The organism is Vitreimonas flagellata, from assembly GCF_004634425.1.
Taxonomy (GTDB): Bacteria; Pseudomonadota; Alphaproteobacteria; order Caulobacterales; family Aquidulcibacteraceae; genus Vitreimonas; species Vitreimonas flagellata.
On the sequence record NZ_SBJL01000001.1, the window covers coordinates 508,240 to 528,896 of the forward strand.

General features: G+C 62.1%; 14 protein-coding genes and 1 tRNA gene. 9 read left to right on the plus strand and 6 right to left on the minus strand.

What is annotated here, in order from left to right:
* Positions 1-46: 46 nt before the first annotated feature.
* Positions 47-1,081 carry a GGDEF domain-containing protein gene (locus tag EPJ54_RS02550; protein WP_135210097.1) on the minus strand — a complete coding sequence of 345 codons (1,035 nt, stop codon included), beginning with the start codon at positions 1,079-1,081 and terminating at the stop codon, positions 47-49.
* Positions 1,082-1,257: 176 nt separating this feature from the next.
* Between EPJ54_RS02550 and EPJ54_RS02555 the strand changes: the two genes are divergently transcribed.
* The gene (locus EPJ54_RS02555) at positions 1,258-2,709 is read left to right on the plus strand and encodes a coniferyl aldehyde dehydrogenase (protein ID WP_135210098.1); all 1,452 of its coding nucleotides are present in this window, start codon (positions 1,258-1,260) and stop codon (positions 2,707-2,709) included.
* Between the two features lie 46 nt (positions 2,710-2,755).
* Here the strand turns inward: EPJ54_RS02555 and EPJ54_RS02560 are convergent, their stop codons facing one another.
* Together EPJ54_RS02560 and parE are read right to left on the minus strand one after the other, a co-directional pair.
* Positions 2,756-4,279 (minus strand): DEAD/DEAH box helicase, encoded by a 1,524-nt coding sequence (locus EPJ54_RS02560; protein WP_135210099.1) that lies wholly within the window; start codon positions 4,277-4,279, stop codon positions 2,756-2,758.
* A gap of 217 nt (positions 4,280-4,496) precedes the next feature.
* Positions 4,497-6,527, minus strand: a complete 2,031-nt coding sequence (gene parE, locus EPJ54_RS02565; RefSeq protein WP_135210100.1) for a DNA topoisomerase IV subunit B — start codon at positions 6,525-6,527, stop codon at positions 4,497-4,499.
* A 248-nt stretch (positions 6,528-6,775) separates the two neighbouring features.
* On the opposite strand from parE, the gene EPJ54_RS02570 reads away from it, so the two are divergent.
* A complete protein-coding gene (locus EPJ54_RS02570) occupies positions 6,776-7,249 on the plus strand; it encodes an outer membrane beta-barrel protein (RefSeq protein WP_167755538.1) in 474 nt (157 codons plus the stop codon).
* Positions 7,250-7,465: 216 nt separating this feature from the next.
* Positions 7,466-10,132, plus strand: a complete 2,667-nt coding sequence (locus tag EPJ54_RS02575) for an AAA family ATPase (protein ID WP_135210102.1) — start codon at positions 7,466-7,468, stop codon at positions 10,130-10,132.
* A 48-nt stretch (positions 10,133-10,180) separates the two neighbouring features.
* Here EPJ54_RS02575 and EPJ54_RS02580 read toward each other — a convergent pair whose 3' ends face one another.
* The 3 genes from EPJ54_RS02580 to EPJ54_RS02590 all read right to left on the minus strand — a co-directional run bounded on the left by EPJ54_RS02580 (position 10,181) and on the right by EPJ54_RS02590 (position 14,076).
* On the minus strand, positions 10,181-11,941 hold the full coding sequence (locus EPJ54_RS02580) for a methyl-accepting chemotaxis protein (protein WP_135210103.1): 1,761 nt from the start codon (positions 11,939-11,941) through the stop codon (positions 10,181-10,183).
* A 299-nt stretch (positions 11,942-12,240) separates the two neighbouring features.
* On the minus strand, positions 12,241-13,644 hold the full coding sequence (glnA, locus tag EPJ54_RS02585) for a type I glutamate--ammonia ligase (RefSeq protein ID WP_135210104.1): 1,404 nt from the start codon (positions 13,642-13,644) through the stop codon (positions 12,241-12,243).
* A 93-nt stretch (positions 13,645-13,737) separates the two neighbouring features.
* Positions 13,738-14,076 (minus strand): P-II family nitrogen regulator, encoded by a 339-nt coding sequence (locus EPJ54_RS02590; protein WP_135210105.1) that lies wholly within the window; start codon positions 14,074-14,076, stop codon positions 13,738-13,740.
* A gap of 209 nt (positions 14,077-14,285) precedes the next feature.
* Between EPJ54_RS02590 and EPJ54_RS02595 the strand changes: the two genes are divergently transcribed.
* From EPJ54_RS02595 to clpX, 6 genes are all read left to right on the plus strand, one after another.
* A complete protein-coding gene (locus EPJ54_RS02595) occupies positions 14,286-15,752 on the plus strand; it encodes an NAD(P)H-hydrate dehydratase (RefSeq protein ID WP_135210106.1) in 1,467 nt (488 codons plus the stop codon).
* Between the two features lie 68 nt (positions 15,753-15,820).
* Positions 15,821-16,504 (plus strand): hypothetical protein, encoded by a 684-nt coding sequence (locus EPJ54_RS02600; RefSeq protein WP_135210107.1) that lies wholly within the window; start codon positions 15,821-15,823, stop codon positions 16,502-16,504.
* A gap of 55 nt (positions 16,505-16,559) precedes the next feature.
* A tRNA-Leu gene (locus tag EPJ54_RS02605) sits at positions 16,560-16,644 on the plus strand.
* Positions 16,645-16,776: 132 nt separating this feature from the next.
* Positions 16,777-18,144, plus strand: coding sequence for a trigger factor (tig, locus tag EPJ54_RS02610; RefSeq protein ID WP_239590729.1), 1,368 nt, complete (start codon positions 16,777-16,779; stop codon positions 18,142-18,144).
* A 129-nt stretch (positions 18,145-18,273) separates the two neighbouring features.
* Positions 18,274-18,900 carry an ATP-dependent Clp protease proteolytic subunit gene (locus EPJ54_RS02615; protein ID WP_135210108.1) on the plus strand — a complete coding sequence of 209 codons (627 nt, stop codon included), beginning with the start codon at positions 18,274-18,276 and terminating at the stop codon, positions 18,898-18,900.
* Positions 18,901-19,204: 304 nt separating this feature from the next.
* The gene (gene clpX, locus EPJ54_RS02620; protein ID WP_135210109.1) at positions 19,205-20,473 is read left to right on the plus strand and encodes an ATP-dependent Clp protease ATP-binding subunit ClpX; all 1,269 of its coding nucleotides are present in this window, start codon (positions 19,205-19,207) and stop codon (positions 20,471-20,473) included.
* Positions 20,474-20,657 lie beyond the last annotated feature (184 nt).

The window sequence follows — 20,657 nt, forward strand, 5'->3', positions numbered from 1 at the left end:
CCTCGTTTGGAGGCGATGCTAGTGGCTAATCTCGGCTTGAAAAGCGCTACGCAACGTAAAGGACGGGCGTCGCGTCTGTGGTGACCTGATTGCGGCCATTGCGCTTGGAGGCGTAGAGGCACGCGTCAGCGCGCTCAATCAAGCCTTGCGGCGTATCGCCCGGCTGCAAGCGTGCGATGCCCAGCGACACCGTCACTTGCCCCAGGTCTTCATTGGTCGAGCGACGGCGTAAACGCTTGGCTTGGATGGCTGCGCGCAAGGCTTCGGCGGTTTGCGCGGCGACACGCGGGCTCACGCGCGGCATCACCACCGCGAATTCTTCGCCGCCATGACGCGCCACGAGGAAGTCGGGGCGCGCATGCGCCTGCAGCGCGCTGGCGAGGAAGCGTAGGATCTGGTCGCCCGTGTGGTGGCCCCACGTGTCGTTGAAGCGCTTGAAATGGTCGATATCGCAGAGCAGCAGGCAAAGCTCGGTGCGTTGCGCGCGCGCTTCTTCCAAACGCATCCGCAGCGTCTCATCGAACATGCGGCGGTTGGCGAGGCCGGTGAGGCTGTCGGTCAGCGATTCAACGCGCACCGATTCCAGGCTCGTGCGCAGCGTGTCGATCTCGCGCGACGACCGCTGCAATTGATCAGTCAGAATCTTGTTGTGGTTGGCCATATCGACCGTGGCGGCCGCTAGGCTCGACACCAATTGGCGCACTTGTTCTGGCCCAAGCCCGCGCGTCAGATCGCTCGCAGCGGTTTCAAGCGTGCGCCCATAATCGCCGCTCTTTTCCTCGGACTGCTTCAGGAAATCGACGACCTGGTTGAGATCGCGCGCGATCTTCTCGCCAGCCAAAACGATCTGCGCCGAGGCGCCGGCGCCGGTGAAAAAGCGATCGTGAATATCGGTATTGAATTCGGGGTTGAATCCCTCGCCGGAGGCGATGCGCGCATCAATTGCTTCGCGCAGCTGACGATTAGCGCCCAGGCGATAGCCCAGCCAAACCTCGTAATTTTGACCGGTAGCCGGCACGCCATGCAGACGCATAAGATCGAGCGTCTCTTGGGCGACAGCTTGGCCTCCGGGCCCTTGCATCAATATGCTTTGGTCAGTCACGCGGGCCGTTCCGAGAATCTGCTGTCACTGTGGGACGCTACGAGGCAGGGTATGAGCGAGTGGTAAACGCCGCCGTGTGTTTTGTTAAAATTGGTAATTGCCCTTACGCAACGGCGTACCGGTAAAGTGGTCGGAAAGTTGTCCGGGAGGTTCGCGTGAATAAGCCAGTCGATCCGTCCATTGAGGAAAGCAAAGCGCGGATGCAGGCCGTGCTTGAGCTGCAAAAGCGGCTCGTGATCAGCAAAGGGCCGCCTGACGCGCGTCTACGAAAGGATCGCCTGACGCGTTGTATTGATCTTCTGATCACGCATCAGAATGATTTCGTCGAGGCAATGAACGCCGATTTCGGCAATCGCTCGCGCGATATGACGCGGCTGACCGACATCGCCGGCGCCATCGGCCCCCTAAAGGAAGCGCGCGACAGTCTCGAAAAGTGGATGAAGACGCAAAAACGCAAAGTGACGCCGTCCGCGCTTGCTCTGTTCGGCGCCAAGGCCGAAGTGCGTTACCAGCCGAAGGGCGTCGTCGGCATCATCTCGCCCTGGAACTTCCCAGTGCAGCTTTCATTCGACGCCATCGCCGGCGCGTTCGCGGCGGGCAATCGCGTCATGCTGAAGCCGTCCGAGTTCACGCCCGTCACATCCGCGCTGATGGCGCGCACGCTCGATCTTTATTTCGATGAAGACGAAATCGCGGTGATCGTCGGCGGCGCCGAAGTAGGGGCGGCGTTTTCCAGCCTGCCGTTCGACCATCTGATTTTCACCGGCGCAACGTCGGTGGCCAAGCACGTCATGCGCGCTGCGGCCGAAAACCTTGTCCCAGTAACGCTCGAACTCGGCGGCAAGTCGCCAGTCGTGATCGGGCGTAGCGCTGACCTCGCCAAGACGGCCGCGCGCGTAATGACCGGCAAGACCATGAACGCCGGCCAAATCTGCCTGGCGCCCGACTACGTGATCGCCCCCAGCGAAAGCGTCGCCGGTTTCGTAGACGAGACAAAGCGCGCCGTCGCCAAGATGTATCCGAGCATCAAGGACAATGCGGACTACACGTCCATGATCAATCAGCGCCATTACGACCGTGTGCGTGGGCTGATCGAGGACGCGAAAGCCAAAGGCGCCGAGATCGTCGAGATCAATCCGGCCGGTGAGGATTTCACGCAGCAAGAGCACCGCAAAATCCCGCCCACGCTCATTCTCGGCGCCACCGACGAGATGAACGTGATGCAGGAAGAAATCTTCGGCCCGGTGCTGCCCGTCCGCACCTATGCCGGGCTCGACGACGCCATTGCCGAAATCAACGCGCGTCCGCGTCCGCTGGCGCTCTATTATTTCGGCGAGGACGCGACCGAGAGCGAAGCGCTGCTCAACAACACGCACTCGGGCGGCGTCACCATCAATGACGTGATCTTCCACGTAACGATGCAGGATTTGCCGTTCGGCGGTGTCGGCCCATCAGGCATGGGCGCTTACCACGGCCATCGCGGCTTCTTGGAGTTCAGCCACGAGAAGGCGGTCTATCGCCAAATCTCCGGCGAACTGCTCGCCATGATGCGTCCGCCCTATGGCGCGACGTTCAAAAAGCAGGTCGAAGGGCGGATCAAGGCGTAACGCCACCAACAAGCAAAAAGCGCGGGCCTCACGGTCCGCGCTTTTCTTATTTCTTCTTCAAAAACGCCGGCAGATTATCGCCGAAGCCTTGGACGTCGCCGCCACGCTCTTCGCGGGGCGGGCGGCGCTCTTGTTCGCGACGCGGTGGCGCAGCTGCACGCTTTTCGCCACGCGGCTCGTTGCGCGGTTTGCGTTCGCTACGCTCGGGCGGCGCCGACGCTTCGCTTTGCTCGATGGGCTCCATCGAAGCCGTCGGCCGCTCAGCGTCGCGCTTCACGAAACGCTGCTTTTTCTCCGACAGACGCTTCGAATGCTCTTTCTTCAATTCCTCGGCGCGACGACCGCGGCCGCCGCGATCGCTCGGATCGCCGATCGCCGCTTCCGGCATACCTTCGATCTGCGCTTTCTCGATTTCCTTGCCGGTGAGCTTTTCGATCAGATCGAGGCTCTTCTTGTCGCCGGGGCCAACGAGCGTGAACGAAGCGCCTTGGCGGCCAGCGCGGCCAGTACGGCCGATGCGGTGGACGTAATCGTCAGGGCTGCGCGGCGGCTCGTAATTGAACACGTGGCTGACGTCCGGCACGTCGAGGCCGCGCGCAGCGACATCCGACGCCACCAGAATTTTCAGATCGCCCGACCGGAAACGATCCAGCGTCTTGGTGCGCAAGCTTTGATCCAGATCGCCGTGAATCGGCGCGGCATCATAGCCGTGGCGCTTCAGCGAGAGCGCGACCACGTCCACATCGGTCTTGCGATTGCAAAAGATGATCCCGTTCTTCACTTCCACCGAATTGATCACGGCGCGCAAAGCGGCGCGGCGCGTACGCGGATCGTTGCCCGGCAACATGACGACGCGCTGCGTGATCGTGTTAGCCGTTGTCGCCGGACGCGACGCTTCGATACGCTTCGGGTTGGAGAGGAAGGCTTCGGTGATGCGCGTGATTTCCGGCGGCATCGTCGCCGAGAAGAACAGCGTCTGCCGCGTGAAAGGCGTCAGTTTGAAGATGCGCTCGATGTCCGGGATGAAGCCCATGTCGAGCATGCGGTCGGCTTCATCGACCACCATCACTTGCACGCCAGTCAGCAAGAGCTTGCCGCGCTCGAAATGGTCGAGCAGCCGGCCGGGCGTGGCGATCAGCACATCGACGCCGCGCGCGAGCAGGGCGTCCTGATCGCCGAACGACACGCCGCCAATCAGCAGCGCCTTCGTCAGCTTTTGATATTTGCCGTATTTGTCGAAGCTCTCGGCCACCTGGGCTGCGAGTTCGCGCGTCGGCTCCAAGATCAACGTGCGCGGCATGCGTGCGCGCGAACGGCCAGAGGCCAGAATGTCGATCATCGGCAGCGTGAAGCTGGCGGTCTTGCCGGTGCCGGTCTGGGCGATGCCGAGTACATCGCGACCTTTCAGCACTTCGGGTATGGCCGCCGCCTGGATCGGCGTCGGCGTGTTGTAGCCGCCTTCCTTCACCGCGCGCAGCGTCTCGGCCGAAAGGCCGAGATCATCGAAGGTGATAGAAGGGGCTTGTGCTTCAGCTTCTGCGCTTACGGGCGCGGTATTTTCAGAATTCATTCAATCTCACTAAGGGCGCCGGCGTCTTACGCTTGCGAAGCGAAAGAGCAGGGGCCATTTCCAATTGGCGCTTTCGGCCGGCATCGCCTGCGGATCAGGCGGGGGCGTCGAGCTAGGGCGAGCACGCCCTAGAGGCGCGCACAACGGACAGTCGGGAGATGGATCTATTTGACTTAGAAGTCAACATTTCCACAGGTGCTAGGCCACCGGTCGGGCGTCAGACGTCGATCTCTTCCGCCACGAACTTCGCGTTCGCTTGGATATAATCGAAGCGCTTCTCAGCCTTTTTGCCCATTAGCGTTTCGACCAAATTCTCGAAATCCGGCAGGCCGTTTTCGTCCAGGATCACGCGCGCGAGCGTGCGCGTTTCCGGGTTCATGGTCGTATCTTTCAGATCCGCCGGCATCATTTCGCCGAGGCCTTTGAAGCGGCTGATCTCGACCTTGCGGCCTTTGAACTCGCCATTGAGCAGCGCTTCTTTATGCGCGTCGTCGCGCGCATAGATGCTCTCTTTGCTGGCCGTCACGCGATAGAGCGGCGGCATCGCCAGATAGAGCCGCCCTTCGCGAATGAGCGCCGGCATTTGCTTGTGGAAGAACGTAATCAGCAGCGAGGCGATGTGCGCGCCGTCCACGTCGGCGTCGGTCATAATGACAATGCGCTCGTAACGCAGATCATCGACCTTGAATTTGGCGCCCATCTGCACGCCGAGCGCCAGCGCCAGATCGGCCAGCTCCTGGTTGCCGCTCATCTTCTCGGCGCCCGCGGAGGCGACGTTCAGAATCTTGCCGCGCAACGGCAGGATCGCTTGCGTCTCGCGATTGCGCGCTTGCTTGGCCGAACCGCCGGCCGAGTCACCTTCGACCAGGAAGATCTCGGTGTCCTTTTCACCCGCGCGCGAGCAATCGGCGAGCTTGCCGGGCAGGCGCAGCTTACGCGTAGCACTTTGGCGGGAGACTTCCTTCTCCTTGCGCCGGCGCATGCGGTCTTCAGCTTGCTGGATCGCCCATTCGATCAAGCGATTGGCGTCTTGCGTGTTCGCCGCCAGCCAGTGATCGAACGGATCGCGCACCGCTTGCTCAACGATCTTCGCCGCTTCCGTGGAAACGAGGCGTCCTTTGGTTTGGCCCTCGAATTGCGGCTCGCGAATGAAGACGGAGACAAGGCCCGCGCCCGTGTTCATCACGTCTTCCTGCGTGATGAGGCCGGCTTTCTTGTTGTTGCGCAGTTCAGCGTAAGCGCGCAGGCCCTTGGTGATCGCAGCGCGGAAGCCGGCTTCGTGGAAACCGCCGTCGGGCGTGTAGACGGTGTTGCAGTAGGAGCGGATGAAGCCGTCGGCTTCGCCGAAGCCGTCGCTCACCCACGTAATCGCCCATTCGACGCGACCGTGCGGGCTGTCCTTATCCGTACGCCCCGAGAACGCCTCGTTCACAACGGCGCGCTTCGATTTCGTCAGCTCGGCCAAAAAGTCCGCCAAGCCATTCGGGAAGTGCAGGATCGTCTCGGCCGGCGTGTCGTCCTTGATCAGTTCGGGCGCGCACTTCCAACGGATTTGCGTGCCACGCTGCAGATACGCCTTCGAGCGCGCCATCTGGAAGAGACGCGCCGGCTTGAAGGCCGCGCCCTTGCCGAAGATTTCCGCATCCGGATGGAAACGCACGGTGGTGCCGCGCCGATTGTGTGCGGGACCAACCTCAACCAGCTTCGATGTCGGCGTGCCGCGCGAAAAGGTCTGGCGATAAAGCTTACGCTCGCGCGCAACTTCAACTTCAACCTTATCCGAAAGCGCGTTCACCACCGAAACGCCAACGCCGTGCAGGCCGCCCGACGTGTGATAGACCTTGCCGGAAAATTTGCCGCCCGCGTGCAGCACGGTCATGATGATCTCAAGCGCGGACTTCTTGGGAAACTTCGGGTGCGGATCGACAGGCATGCCGCGCCCGTTATCCGTCACGCGCAATGTGCCATCGGCTTCCAACTCAACTTCAATACGATCCGCGAACCCCGCGACCGCTTCGTCCATCGAGTTATCGAGCACTTCGGCGAAGAGGTGATGCAGCGCGCGTTCATCGACGCCGCCGATATACATACCCGGGCGTTTTCGAACTGGCTCAAGCCCCTCGAGGACTTCGATGTCCTTAGCGGTATAGCCGCCGGCCGCTGCGGGCGGGGCCTCGCTGCCGCCGAACAATTCTGAGCCCCAAAGGTCGTCGGGGCCGCCGCCAGATTTCTTCTGTGTTTGCGCCATGAGGTCCGCTTTAAGGCGCTTCGCGCCAGTTCATCAATGCTTGGGCTGTGGGCTTACACCCAATAGGGGTTTGGTATCCGAGAGGTAAACGGCAGCGGGCCGCGCCCATCTGGGGATTAAGTGGCATATGGGTCACGCCCCCTCATTTCATTCGGGAAATGGCAGTTCCCGGCGAAACCATGCCCCATTCCGATTGTTCGCTCCCGGTCAACGGCATGCGGGGGCCGCTCAGCAAAGGAGCAGCGAGCATGAAGAAATTTGCACTAATGGCCGCGGTCGCAGCGGCGTCGATGATGGCCTTGCCGGCCGTTGCGCACGCAGAATGGTACGCGGGCGCAGCCTACACCCAATACGACGCGGATGACGCAGAAGTCGGCGGTGTAACGGGTCGCTTGGGCTATCGCGTCAATCCGAACTTCGCGATTGAAGGCGAGGGCACGTTGGGCGTCGATGACGACGCTGGCGCTGAGCTCGATAGCGCTTACGGCGCGTACGCCGTCGGCGTGTTGCCAGTCGGCACGTCTGGTTTCGAAGTTCTCGGCCGCGCCGGCTATCAGCAGATCGATATCGGCGGAACGTCCGTCGATGACGGCGGCTTCTCGTACGGCGCGGGCGTCGGTTGGCGCCTCGGTGGCGGCTTTGGCCTGCGCGCCGATTACACGCGCACCGAAGCCGATGAAGACGTCGACGCGATCTCGCTTGGCGGCACGGTGAACTTCTAAGACCACTGTACGCACCGCATTTCGGGCCGGAGAGCGATCTCCGGCCCGTTCTGTTGGTGAACGCGCGTTAGCCCCGTTTCCTAACGCGATTGCAAAGACACAGTGCTTAATGTTCCCTGCGCTCCGCTCGTTTGACGTGCGGAGCTTGTCGATTGGGCGCGGGCGGCATTGGCAAGAACAGCTCACATACAGAAGGCGCGTACACGCGCCCGTTTGATGCGCCAGGGCGCAGTCGAGATCGCGAATGACGCGACCTGTGCGCCGCTCGATGAGGCGCCGTCGTGCGTGGACGCAAACGACTTGGTGAACGCCGCGTTTGCACTTGAGGCGATCGAAGATTTCGAACCGCCCTTCGATCCGCCAGATATCAGCGATTTCGACGCACCGCCCGAGTTTGACGACGAAGACGGGACGGTCTTCGCCGCGCCAGCGCCCAGCGTTGAAGCGCCAGGCGCCGCGCCGGAGCGCGATGAGAGTGTTGAGCTCATCGTTGAAGACGAGGTGATCTTACTCGAAGTCGAGGAGGAAGAGCCTCCGTTCGACGCGCCCGATGAAAGCGACGAATGCTTCCAGCCGCCGCTCGCGCTGCCGGTTCTGAACGAAGAACGCGCACCCGAGCGCGCAGAATTGCTGCTCACGAGGAACGAGCGGCCGCTCGCCGATTCGCGCGCCGCGCAATCATTCCCGCGCACGCCCCGCACGGAAGATGAGGCGGCCGTCCGCGCGGCGCCCGCCATCACCGTGCTCGCATGCTGGGATCGGGTCGAAACCGGCGACATGCTCACGCGCATCGCCACGGACCGCCGCTTGGCGCGAGCGGAGATTTATTCAGAACCCGGCGGCGTTGACTCCGCGATCCGTTACGCCGGCGTGTGCCTGCCCGATCTCGTGATCATCGAAAGCACTTTGAAGCGCGATCCGCTTTTGGCCGCTCTCGATCGCCTGGCGCCATGCTTAGGGCAGGGCGCGCGCGTCATCGTGCTGGGCGCTGAGAACGACATCTCTCTGTTGCGTGATCTCGCGGTCCGCGGCGTCAGCCAATACATCGTGGCGCCGATCGGCGACGAAGAAGTCGTGCGCGGGATTTGCGCGCTTTACGCCGAAAGGGACAACGCGCGCGTGATCGCCGTCGTCGGCGCACGCGGCGGCGTCGGCGCGTCGACGCTGGCCTACAATCTCGCGTGGACGATCGCGGAGCGCCAACAGGTCGGTACGGCGCTGCTCGATCTCGACGTCGCCTTTGGCTCCGCCGCCTTCAACAGCGCGACGGAAAACGCGCTCTCGGCGGTCGATATCCTTGAGGCCCCATCTCAGCTCGAAGACGCGGCGCTCGCCGGCAAACTCAACATGCTGACCGCGCCGGCCACCTTGCGGCGTCTGTTCGAGCCATCGGCCGACGCCGCCACCGATCTCATCGCTCGCGTGCGGCGCACCAGCCCCGTCATCGTGCTCGACGTGCCGCACGCCTGGAGCCCGTGGGTGAAGCAAGCGCTTGTAGCGGCCGATGACGTGCTCATCGTCGCAAGCCCAGATCTCGCCAGTCTCCGCAATGCCGAGCACATCATGCACGCGCTCCGCGCTGCACGTCCCGCCGATGCCGATCCATTCGTTGTCCTGTCGATGACGGGCGTCGCCAAGCGCCCGGAAATCGCAGCCAAGGATTTCACGGAAACGCTGAAGACCAGTCCCGTCGCCACGTTCGCTTTCGAACCGGAGGTGTTCGGCGTCGCCGAAGTCGCACGCCAGGCGCTCGGCCAAAGCGCGCCGCGCTCCAAAGCGGCGACCACGATCGACACACTCGCGACGATGCTGACCGGGCGCGAAACGGCTGATCGCAAGAAGCAACCGCTCCAAGCGCTGTCGCGCAGTGCGAAATCGCCCGTCCCCGTCCCCGCCGACGCCGATCCGCCTGCGCCGGTCGCGCCGGACGTGACGACGGCCGCACCCGAAGCAAGGGCCGACGTGGGCGCGCTGTCGCCCATCGAGATCGCGCCGTTCGAGGCGCCGAAACCGACGTGCGAAGCCGCCTCACTTGAAGGCCCGCGCCCATTCACGTTCCGCGCCGAGGCCGCGCCGCTTGAACTCGTGCAACTTGCGCCGTCCGAAGAAGAGGAGGCGCTGGCAAAAGCGCGCGAGGCCGCGATCTCCGACGTCGCGCGCGTACAAGCGAAGCATGTGCGCCGCGGTCGTCCTGGCCTGATCCGCGCCGTCGCCTGCGTGCTGATGCTTGCTGCGTTCGGCGTTTGGTACGCGCAGGCGCAACGCGAAGCTGCCGCCGCTGCGCCAATACCTGCGCCCGAAATCGCCACGCCCACATTAGCGCCGATGGCGCCTGCCACGCGCACGCCGCTTTCGCCCGCACATCAATTCGAAGCCGCGCTGCAAACGCTCGCGCGCGGCGACGTGGAGACGGGCGTCAGCCAATTGCGCGCTGTGGCAGAGAGCGGCTTCGCACCAGCCCAATATCAGCTCGCCAAGCTCTACGAGCACGGCGAAGGCGTCGCCACCGATCTCACGCTTGCGCGCGAATGGACCGAGCGCGCCGCCAGCGCCGGCGATAGTCGCGCTATGCACGATCTCGGCGTCTATTATGCGCGCGGCGAAGGCGTCTCCGCCGACGATGCCGCTGCGTTCCGCTGGTTTCGCCAAGCCGCCGAACAAGGCGTGGTCGATAGCCAATACAATCTTGCGGTTCTCTACGAGGAGGGGCGTGGGGTCGCGCAGAATGAGGCCGAGGCGTTGTTCTGGTTTCTCACTGCCGGCCGCGCCGGCGATCTGCACGCGATCCAACGCGCCAACGCGCTTGAAGTGCGTCTAGCGCCGATGTTCGTCGATCAAGCGCATGCCCGCGCCCTCGCGTTTCGCCCGAGCCATGCACAATAAATGGGCCGGAGATTCCTCTCCAGCCCACTTATGACTTGCTATCGGTGATCAGAATTCCTGCCACTCGGTAGCGCCGCCGTTCGCGACTTTACGCGGCGCAGGGCGATGTGCGTCGCGTTCGCCGCGTTCGGCGACGATTGTGGGCCGGCCATTCGCACGCGGTGGTTCGCCAATCTTGAACTGGCCAACGACTTCCGCAACCCGCGTCGCTTCGTTTGAGAGCGAATGCGCCGCCGCCGTGGATTCCTCCACCATCGCTGAATTCTGCTGCGTCATCCGATCCATCCCGGAGACCGCCTCGTTGACTTCCTGCAGCGCCGTCGATTGCTGCGAGGCGCCGGCGGCGATCTCAGTCACGAGATTAGCGATCTCGCTCACTTGTCCGACGATGCGTTCCAGTGAATGGCCCGTCTCGCCAACACGCTGCACGCCGCTTTCCACCAGGTCCGAAGAGGTGGCGATCAACGATTTGATCTCCTTCGCCGCCTCTGCTGAGCGTTGCGCAAGCGCGCGCACTTCCTGCGCGACCACGGCGAAGCCGCGCCCGGCCTCACCAGCGCGCGCCGCTTCGACGCCGGCGTTCAGTGCGAGCAAATTGGTTTGGAAGGCGATCTCATCGATCACGCCCGTGATCTGACTGATCTGCTGGGCGGAGGTTGCAATAGCGCCCATCGTTTCCACCGCGCCATTGACGACCTTGGACGCCGCGCGCGCACCATCATCGGCGGCGGAGGCGATGCGTTGGGCGTGTGCCGCACCCTCGGCGGCCTTCTTCACCGTGGAGGTGATCTCTTCAACCGCGGCAGCGGTCTCTTCGAGGCTCGCGGCTTGTTGCTCGGTCCGGCGCGCTAGGTCTTCCGCGGCGCTCGCGACTTCGCTGGCGCTCGACTGGATCACCTGCGTGCCCATCGTGATGTCACGCATGGTCTGCTGCAATTGTTCGAGCGCTGCGTTGAAGTCGGTGCGCAATTTCTCAAACTCGGGCGAGAAGGCGCCATCGATGCGTTGGGCGAGATCATTCTCGGCCAAGCGCGCCAATGCCGAACCCACATCGTTCACCGCGCGCACGCGGCCCGTGATGTCTGTGGCGAACTTCACCACTTTCATCACCTTGCCCTTCAAGTCGAACACCGGATTGTACGAGGCCTGAATCCAAACCTCTTTGCCGCCCCTGCCGAAGCGCTTGTATTCGGCGGCCATGTATTCACCGCGGTTCAGCGTCATCCAGAATTCGCGATACTCGCCGGAATTCGCGTAGGTCGGATCAACGAACAGGCGGTGGTGCTGGCCTTTGATCTCTTCGAGGCGATAGCCCAGCGTGTCGCAGAAATTTTGGTTGGCGAAGATCACTTCGCCGCTCGGCGTGAACTCGATCACGGCCTGGACGCGACTAATGGCGTTGAGCTTGGCTTCGAATTCGGCGTTCTTCAGCTTCTCGGCAGTGATGTCGGTCGCCACTTTGACGACGCGCGTGACAACACCTTTAGCGTTCAAGACCGGATTATACGACGCCTGGATCCACACATCCTTGCCGCCTTTGCCGATGCGGCGGTATTCGCGCGCGTCGAACTCGCCGCGACCAAGGCGTTGCCAGAACGTGTTGTACTCGTTGCTACGCGCGTAATCCGGATCGACGAACATCGAGTGATGTCGGCCTTTGATCTCCGAAAGGTCGTAGCCCATCGCCTTGCAGAAATTGACGTTGGCGGTGAGCACGTGACCCGACGCATCGAATTCGATCACAGCGAGCGAGCGGTCGAGCGCCTTAAGTATATCAGCAGCGGCGCCGCCATTCTGCAGACCCAGCATTGTGCCCCCCAAAGATGATCTAGATCAATCGCGTTCTTGCGGTATGTGAACGCCGTGGGGAAAGTGATTGGGCGTGCTTAATCGAGTCTTACTATTGGCATAGGCAGCCGAAATATATGGACAATACTGTCCAGCACTTATCCGGCTCCATCCAGGAGGCTAGATATACTGTCAGTGTGCTTATACCTATAGTTGAGAATGGATAGCCATTGGCCTGGCCGCTGGCGTACGCGGGCCGCAAAAGCAAACGGGCCCGAGATTGCTCTCCGGCCCGTCGCGATTCCTCGTAGTCGGCTCGATTACGCCTTGTAGTACATGTCGAATTCCACCGGGTGCGGGTGGGTTTCGAAGCGGTCGAGTTCTTCCTTCTTCAGGTCGATGTAGGCGTCGATCAGATCGTCGCTCATGACCCCGCCCTTCAGCAGGAAATCGCGGTCGCGATCGAGCGCGGCGAGGGCTTCACGCAGCGAACTCGCCACGTGCGGCACTTCCTTCAGCTCTTCGGGCGGTAGGTCGTATAGGTTCTTGTCGAGCGGGTCGCCTGGATGGATCTTGTTTTGAATGCCGTCGAGGCCGGCCATCAGCAGCGCGACGTACGTCAAGTACATGTTGCCAGCCGGATCGGGGAAGCGGACTTCCACCCGCTTGGCCTTCGCGCCCGTACCGTGCGGAATGCGGCACGACGCCGAGCGGTTGCGCGCCGAGTAGGCGAGCAACACCGGCGCTTCATAGCCGGGTACGAGACGCTTGTACGAGTTCGTCGTCGAGTTCGCGAACGCGTTGATCGCCTTCGCGTGTTTGATCACGCCGCCGATATAATACAGGCAATTCTCGCTCAGATCGGCGTAGCGATCGCCGGCGAACGTGTTGTTGCCGCCCTTCCAGATCGACATGTGCACGTGCATGCCCGAGCCGTTGTCCTTGAAATAGGGCTTCGGCATAAACGTCGCGGACTTGCCGTACGAAGCAGCCACTTGGTGGATGATGTACTTATACAAGTTCATGTTGTCGGCCATCGTCGTCAGCGTGTTGAACTTGAGACCAAGTTCGTGCTGCGCGGGCGCGACTTCGTGGTGATGCTTTTCTGGATTCAGGCCGAGCTGGCCCATGATTTCGAGCATCTCGCCGCGCATGTCTTGCAGCGAGTCGATCGGCGGCACCGGGAAATAGCCGCCCTTCGGGCCAGGACGATGGCCGAGATTGCCGCCCTCATAAGCGCGGCCCGTATTGTACGGCAATTCGGTGGAGTCGAACGAATAGCCCGTGTTGTTTGGATCGGTTGACCAACGCACGTCGTCGAACACAAAGAACTCGGCTTCCGGGCCGAAATAAGCCACGTCGCCGACGCCCGACGACTTCACATACGCTTCCGCCTTCTTGGCAATACCGCGCGGGCAACGCGAATAGGGCTGCAGCGTGCCTGGCTCGAGAATGTCGCAGAACAGTGCGAGCGTGGTTTGCTGGTAGAAGGGATCGATGTGCGCGCCTTTTGGGTCAGGGCGCATGACCATGTCCGATTCATTGATCGCCTTCCAACCGGCGATCGAAGACCCGTCGAACATCGTGCCTTCGGTGAAGATGTCTTTGTCGATCATGCTGACGTCGAAGGTGACGTGTTGCATTTTCCCGCGAAGGTCGTTGAAGCGCAGATCAACGTATTGGACTTCCTTGTCCTTGATCAGCTTCAGAATTTCGTCAGACATCGGATACTCCACCGAGTGTTATTGTTGTCGCAAAGCGGGCCGCGCGCGGCTCGGTCCGGCGCGGCCCTCAAACTGGATCGTGTGAGAAGCGCCTTAGACGGCCGCGGCCCCGGTTTCGCCGGTGCGGATGCGGACGACGTTTAGCACGTCGAGCACGAAAATCTTGCCGTCGCCGATCTTGCCGGTTTTGGCGGCGGTTTGAATGGCCTCCAATGCCGCATCGACCTGATCGTCGCCGACCACGAGTTCGATCTTCAGCTTCGGCAGAAAATCGACGACGTATTCAGCGCCGCGATAGAGTTCAGTGTGGCCCTTCTGGCGACCGAAGCCCTTGGCTTCCACGACGGTCATGCCCTGCAGGCCGATGCCTTGCAGCGCTTCTTTGACGTCGTCCAATTTGAACGGTTTGATAATGGCTTCGATCTTTTTCATGTGGGCGCTCCCAACTCCGCGCGCTTCAAGTACGGTTCCTCTTGGACTCCCGGGCCTGACTCGGAAAGGTGACACACAGCCTCCTGGCCTTGGCGCGACAGTGGCGCCCGCCAGAAAGGCGCCGGCGCCCACGTAACAGGCGATAGGGTATGGCAGGCGAAGGAAATCCGGCACTACACCGAAATATTCACAGGAACGAGACCAGCGCCTTGAGCAGCGAAATCATCTCCGTCGCCCAGATGCGCGCGATCGACGCCGCCGCTGCGGCCGCCGGTGTGCCCACGCTGACCCTGATGGAGAACGCAGGCGCCGCGGTGGCGCATGCCATCATGGCGCGCTTCAGTCCGCGTCCCGTCGCCGTGCTCTGCGGCCCCGGCAACAATGGCGGCGACGGTTGGGTTGCCGCGCGCGTGCTGCATGAGGCTGGCTGGCCCGCGACCGTGCATTCGCTCGTGCCACGCGAAGCACTGCATGGCGACGCCGCACTCGCCGCCGCGCGTTGGCTTGGCGACACCTATCCGCTCACTGGCGAAACGCCGGACGCAGCGCTCTATGTCGACGCGTTATTCGGCGCCGGCCTCACGCGTCCGCTGGACGGCGTGGCCAAGCGCCTGGCGCTCAGCTTGCCGCGCGAACGCGTTATTGCTGTCGATACGCCGAGCGGCCTTGAGGGCGACACCGGCCGCGCCCTTGACGACGTCGCTTTTCAAGCCGCGCTCACCATCACCTTTGTGCGCAAGAAGCCGGCGCACGTCTTCGCAGCCGGTCGCGCGCTTTGCGGTGAAATCGTCGTTGCTGATATCGGCGTGCCGGATCGCGTGGTTTCAGCGCAAAACACGAGCATTTTCGAAAACTCTTCCGCTTTGTGGCGCTTTCCTTGGCCGCGCGTCGACGCACACAAGCACGCACGCGGTCACGTCATCAGCGCCAGCGGCGGCCACGGGCGCACCGGCGCCGCACGTCTCTCTGCGCGGGCCGCTCTGCGCGTAGGCGCTGGGCTCTCGACTGTGCTCAGTCCAAGCGACGCGATGTCGGAGAATGCCGCGCAGCTTACGGCGATCATGTTGCGCGAAGCCAAAGGCGGTGAAGACTACGCACGCGCCGCTAGCGAAGCGCATTGCCTCGTGATCGGCCCAGCGTTCGGCTTGGGTGATTTGTACAAGACACATCTGGATGCTGCGCTGAACGCGCCGAAGCGCTTTCCGATTGTGCTCGACGCCGATGCGCTAACACTGCTCGCGCCGATGACATACAAGCTTGATCCGCGCGACGTGCTCACGCCGCACCTGGGCGAGTTCAAGCGTCTCTTCCCGGACATCAGCGCCGAAGATCGCATCGCCGCCGCGCGCGCTGCATCGGTGCGCGCTGGTGCGATCGTGCTTCTCAAAGGGCCGGACACGTTGATTGCGCATCCCGATGGGCGCGCGGTCATCAACACGACGGGTTCGCCCTATCTCGCAACCGCAGGTTCAGGCGATGTGCTCGCAGGCCTGATCGCCGGCCTGATCGGGCAGGGCATGGGGTCCTTCGCCGCCGCAGCAGCAGGGGCCTGGCTCCACGGCAAATGCGGCGAGGCGCTTGGTCCAGGGCTGATTGCGGAGGACTTGCCCGAGATTTTGCCGTCTATTTTGAAGGCATTGGCAAAAGAGACGGGCGCCGCTGACGACGTTCGTTGATCTGAGCTATTTCCGCCCCAGTTTTTCGGTTAACCCTGTGCGCGGGACAGCGCCAAAAGGGGACGAGCATGGTTTGGTGGTGGTGGATTATCCCGGGCTTCGTAGCCGTGATCGGTTTAGCGATCGCGCTCAGCGGCCTGGGTTGGATGTTCCGCGGCCGGCCGTTCAAAGGCGGGCGCGGCGTTCTCGGCGGCGCGGTCTTCCTCGGGATCGGCGCGATCGTTGGCCTTCTGGGCCTCAACATTCAGACCTATCAGCGCCTGACCTGGGATCGCCCGGTCGCCACTATCGAGACGCGCCAGCTCGGGCCGCAGCTCTTCGAAGCGACAGTCGTCGAGCCGCCGACTGAGGAAGCGCCGCAAGGCATTACACGCACCTTCCAAGTTCACGGCGACGAATGGCGCTTGGAAGCACGGGTTCTAAAATGGAAGCCGTGGGCCAACGTGCTGGGCCTGAACGCGCAATATCGCTTGGATCGTTTCTCGGGGCGGTATATCGATACCCAACAGGAGCTTTCGTCTGAGCGGAGCGCGTTCGACATTCGCCCGGAACGCCAAAGCGGCATCGATTTGTGGCCGGTTGCGCGTGAATACAGCCAGCAATTGCCGGTCGTCGACACGCTCTATGGCTCAGGCGCTTACATGCCGATGTCGGATGGCGGCCGTTACGAGGTGCGCATCACCCAAAACGGCCTGATCGCGCGCCCGACCAACGAGGTCGCCGCCGAAGCTGCCTCGAGCGGCTGGAATTAAGGAGAGGGCGGGCCATAGACGCCCGCCGGCCTTGCCCCTAAAGACGCCGCTTCGTGCGGACGTGGCGGAACTGGCAGACGCACTGGATTTAGGTTCCAGCGCCGCAAGGCGTGCGGGTTCGACTCCCGCCGTCCGCACCAGCCTTCGCGCTGGTAAGACCAATATTGGTTAGCGCATTGGGCCGCGTGGACAGGCCAAATCGAGCGTGCAATAAGCCCCGCTTTCCTGAACACCCCGGCCGTCGGCAAAGGATTTGCAGCGGTCCAAGCATAATGTCGAAAGCCCAGATCATGCAGCTCACCGAGCGCCGTTCCGAAGGTCTCCTGCGCGTTTATGATGTCGTCGTTCCGGCGGCTGAATTGCAGCAAAAGCTCAACGCCAAGATTGCGGAAGTGCAGCCGCGTGTGCGCCTGAATGGCTTCCGTCCGGGCAAGGTGCCGCCGTCCCATATCCGCAAGATGTACGGCCCGTCGATGATGCAGGACATCATCAACGAGACGGTTCAGAACTCGACGCGCGAAGGCCTTGAGAAGGTCAACGCAAAGCCGGCCTCCGAGCCGTCGCTCGACCTGAAGAGCGACATCAATGAAGTCGTCGCCGGCAAGGCCGACCTTCAATTCGAACTCTCGCTCGAAATCATGCCGGACTTTGAGCCGGTCGATCTGAAAACGATCTCGATTGTGCGCCCGACGACCGCTGTCGCCGACGAGCAAGTCGAAGAGCAACTCGACATCATCGCCAAAGCCAATCGCGGCTTTGAAGATAAGGACGGCGCGGCCGCGGACGGCGACGCGGTGGTGATCGATTTCCTCGGCCGCATCGACGGCGAAGCGTTTGACGGCGGCGCCGCCAACGACGCGCAAGTCGTGATCGGCTCGAAGCAATTCATTCCGGGTTTCGAAGAGCAACTCATCGGCGCGAAGGCCGGTGACGAGCGCACGCTGAAGGTCAATTTCCCGGATGATTATCCGGCTGAAAATCTGAAGGGCAAAGCCGCCGAATTCGAAACCAAGGTGAAGACCGTGCGCGCGCCCAAAGAGGGCGCCCCGGACGACGCTTGGGCGACGCAACTCGGCTTTGACAGCCTGAACTCGCTGAAGGCCGCGCTCCGCGAGCGCATCGAGAGCGAGCACAATCAGCAATCACGTGCGAAGGCCAAGCGCGCTTTGTTCGACAAGCTCGACGCCGCGCACAGCTTCGATCTGCCGCCGCGCATGGTGGAAGCAGAGTTCAACCAAATCTGGCGCCAGGTCGAAGCCGACAAGAAGGCTGGCCGTCTTGACCCGACCGATGAAGGCAAGAGCGACGACGAGCTGAAGGGCGAATACCGCGCCATCGCCGAGCGCCGCGTGCGCCTGGGCCTGCTGCTGGCCAAAATCGGCGAGCGCCACAAGGTAGAAGTGAGCGACCAGGAAGTGGCGCAGGCCATCTCCGCCCAAGCCCGCCAATTCCCGGGCCAAGAGCAACAAATCTTCCAAGCGTATCAGCGCAATCCGCAGCTGGTCGCCCAAGTCCGCGCGCCGCTCTACGAAGAGAAGGTTGTGGATTACGTGCTCGAGCTGGTCGACGTGAAGAAAGAGACCGTCAGCCGCGAAGAACTCTTCGCTGACGACGAAGCGCCGGTTACGAAAAAGGGTTAAGCGCCAGCATCCTAACGCCTCGCGCAGTTGGGAGGGCTTGCGGCCCGCGTTCGAGCGTCAAATATGAGGCCAACGCAACCGGCATGAGTCGGCTGCGCGCCGGGGCTCCATGCCCGCACGAGGAACAGCATGTACGATCCGATCGAACGAATGACGGGAATTGTGATTCCGAGCGTGGAGGAGACCACCAGCCGTGGCTCGTCGCGCTACGACATTTTCTCCCGCCTTCTCAAAGAGCGGATCATCTTCGTCAGCGGCGGCATCGACGACGTCCAAGCGGCGTTGATCACGGCACAGCTTCTATTCTTGGAATCCGAGAACCCGAAGCGTGAAATCGCTATGTATATCAACAGCCCAGGCGGCTACGTCACCGCCGGTCTCGCGATCTACGACACCATGCAATACATCCGCAGCCCGGTTTCGACTGTCTGCATGGGCTTGGCCGCTTCGATGGGTTCGTTGCTGCTAGCGGCCGGGGAGAAGGATCTCCGCATCTGCCTGCCGAACGCGCGCGTGATGCTGCACCAGCCGTCCGGCGGCTTCCGCGGTCCGGCTTCGGACATCGAGCGCCATGCCGAGGACATCCTCTATACCAAGCGCCGCTTGAACGAGATTTACGTCAAGCACACGGGCCAGCCGTACGACGTGGTGGAAAAGACGCTCGATCGCGACCACTTCCTGACCGCCGAGGAGGCCAAGGCGTGGGGCATCGTGGATCGCGTTTACGAACGCCGCGAGCTGCCGGAAGGCGGCTGAGTCGCGTTTAGAGACGGCGGCCGTTCTCGTTTCGGACTAGGCTGGCGCACCCAGCGCTGCCGTCAGTCTGCGAAATCAGCCCCAATACATGGCATTTCGCAGTAGAATCCGGACTATAGCTGGCGCCGGGCCCGCTTGCGGCCCCATCCTTGCTATGGTCGTATAGCCCGGCCAGGGCGGCTGGGTTTGGTGAACCTTTTTGAAAGGGATCGTGGTCAACCATCTGTGACAGGGGGATAGGAGCCATCAGGCTGCCGCTTTCCTATATACAGATTGGGCTAACCCCGCCCGTAGAGGATCGTGCATGAGCAAAGGCGCAGCCAGCGGAGAGTCCAAGAACACTCTCTATTGCTCGTTCTGTGGCAAGAGCCAGCACGAGGTTCGCAAGCTTATTGCGGGCCCGACGGTGTTCATTTGCGATGAATGCGTCGAGCTCTGCATGGACATCATCCGCGAGGAGCACAAAACCTCGCTTGTGAAGTCGAAGGAAGGCGTGCCTTCTCCGAAAGAGATCAAAGGCGTTCTGGACGATTACGTCGTCGGCCAAGATCACGCCAAGCGCGTGCTCTCCGTCGCCGTCCACAACCATTATAAGCGTCTCAATCACGCTTCGAAGAATTCCGACGTAGAACTTGCGAAGTCGAACATCCTGCTGATCGGCCCGACGGGCTGCGGCAAGACACTGCTCGCGCAAACGCTCGCGCGTATCATCGACGTGCCGTTCACGATGGCTGACGCCACGACGCTCACCGAAGCCGGTTATGTCGGTGAAGACGTCGAGAACATCATTCTGAAGTTGCTGCAGGCCGCCGATTACAACGTCGAACGCGCGCAACGCGGCATCGTTTACATCGACGAAGTCGACAAGATTTCGCGCAAGTCCGACAACCCGAGCATCACGCGCGACGTGTCGGGCGAGGGCGTGCAGCAAGCGCTGCTGAAGATCATGGAAGGCACGGTGGCGTCCGTTCCTCCGCAGGGTGGTCGCAAGCATCCACAGCAAGAATTCCTGCAAGTCGACACGACGAACATCCTGTTCATCTGCGGCGGCGCTTTCGCTGGTCTCGACAAGATCATCAGCGCGCGCGGCAAGGGCTCGGCGATGGGCTTTGGCGCCAAGGTGCGCAGCGAAGAAGATCGCCGCACAGGCGAAATCCTGCGCGAAATCGAGCCGGACGATCTTTTGAAGTTCGGCCTGATTCCAGAATTCGTCGGCCGTCTGCCTGTGCTGGCAACGCTTGAGGATCTCGATGAGCCGGCGCTCATCACCATCCTCACCGAGCCGAAGAACGCGCTGGTGAAACAATATCAGCGCATGTTCGAAATGGAGAACGTGAAGCTCACGTTCCCGAACGAAGCGCTCTCGGCGATCGCGAAGAAGGCGATCCAGCGCAAGACGGGCGCACGTGGCTTGCGTTCAATTCTCGAAGGCCTGCTGCTCGACACCATGTTCGAGCTGCCGACGATGACTTCCGTCGAGGAGGTGGTGGTCTCGGCTGACGTGGTCGAAGGCCGCGCCAAGCCGTTACAAATCCACTCGGAGCGTCCTGCGGGCGCCCAGTCGGCTGGCTGAACTGAAGCCCATCTGAACGTGTAACGCGAAAGGTTCCGCACTCGGACGCGGAATGATCACGCACATCCACACACTAGGCCATTCGGCGCCCTTGAAGGTGCGCGCGAACGGCTCCACCTTTTCATTCGTTAACGCTGGGCGCGTCGTGGGGCTGAGTTCAGACTGCGGCGCTCCCAAAGGAGAA

Coding starts and splice junctions, on each gene's coding strand:
- EPJ54_RS02560 (WP_135210099.1), bottom strand. CDS start 4,279: ATGAATTCTGAAAATACCGCGCCCGTAAGCGCAGAAGCTGAAGCACAA.
- glnA (WP_135210104.1), bottom strand. CDS start 13,644: ATGTCTGACGAAATTCTGAAGCTGATCAAGGACAAGGAAGTCCAATAC.
- EPJ54_RS02570 (WP_167755538.1), top strand. CDS start 6,776: ATGAAGAAATTTGCACTAATGGCCGCGGTCGCAGCGGCGTCGATGATG.
- EPJ54_RS02590 (WP_135210105.1), bottom strand. CDS start 14,076: ATGAAAAAGATCGAAGCCATTATCAAACCGTTCAAATTGGACGACGTC.
- EPJ54_RS02580 (WP_135210103.1), bottom strand. CDS start 11,941: ATGCTGGGTCTGCAGAATGGCGGCGCCGCTGCTGATATACTTAAGGCG.
- clpX (WP_135210109.1), top strand. CDS start 19,205: ATGAGCAAAGGCGCAGCCAGCGGAGAGTCCAAGAACACTCTCTATTGC.
- tig (WP_239590729.1), top strand. CDS start 16,777: ATGTCGAAAGCCCAGATCATGCAGCTCACCGAGCGCCGTTCCGAAGGT.
- EPJ54_RS02615 (WP_135210108.1), top strand. CDS start 18,274: ATGTACGATCCGATCGAACGAATGACGGGAATTGTGATTCCGAGCGTG.
- parE (WP_135210100.1), bottom strand. CDS start 6,527: ATGGCGCAAACACAGAAGAAATCTGGCGGCGGCCCCGACGACCTTTGG.
- EPJ54_RS02600 (WP_135210107.1), top strand. CDS start 15,821: ATGGTTTGGTGGTGGTGGATTATCCCGGGCTTCGTAGCCGTGATCGGT.
- EPJ54_RS02550 (WP_135210097.1), bottom strand. CDS start 1,081: ATGCAAGGGCCCGGAGGCCAAGCTGTCGCCCAAGAGACGCTCGATCTT.
- EPJ54_RS02575 (WP_135210102.1), top strand. CDS start 7,466: ATGCGCCAGGGCGCAGTCGAGATCGCGAATGACGCGACCTGTGCGCCG.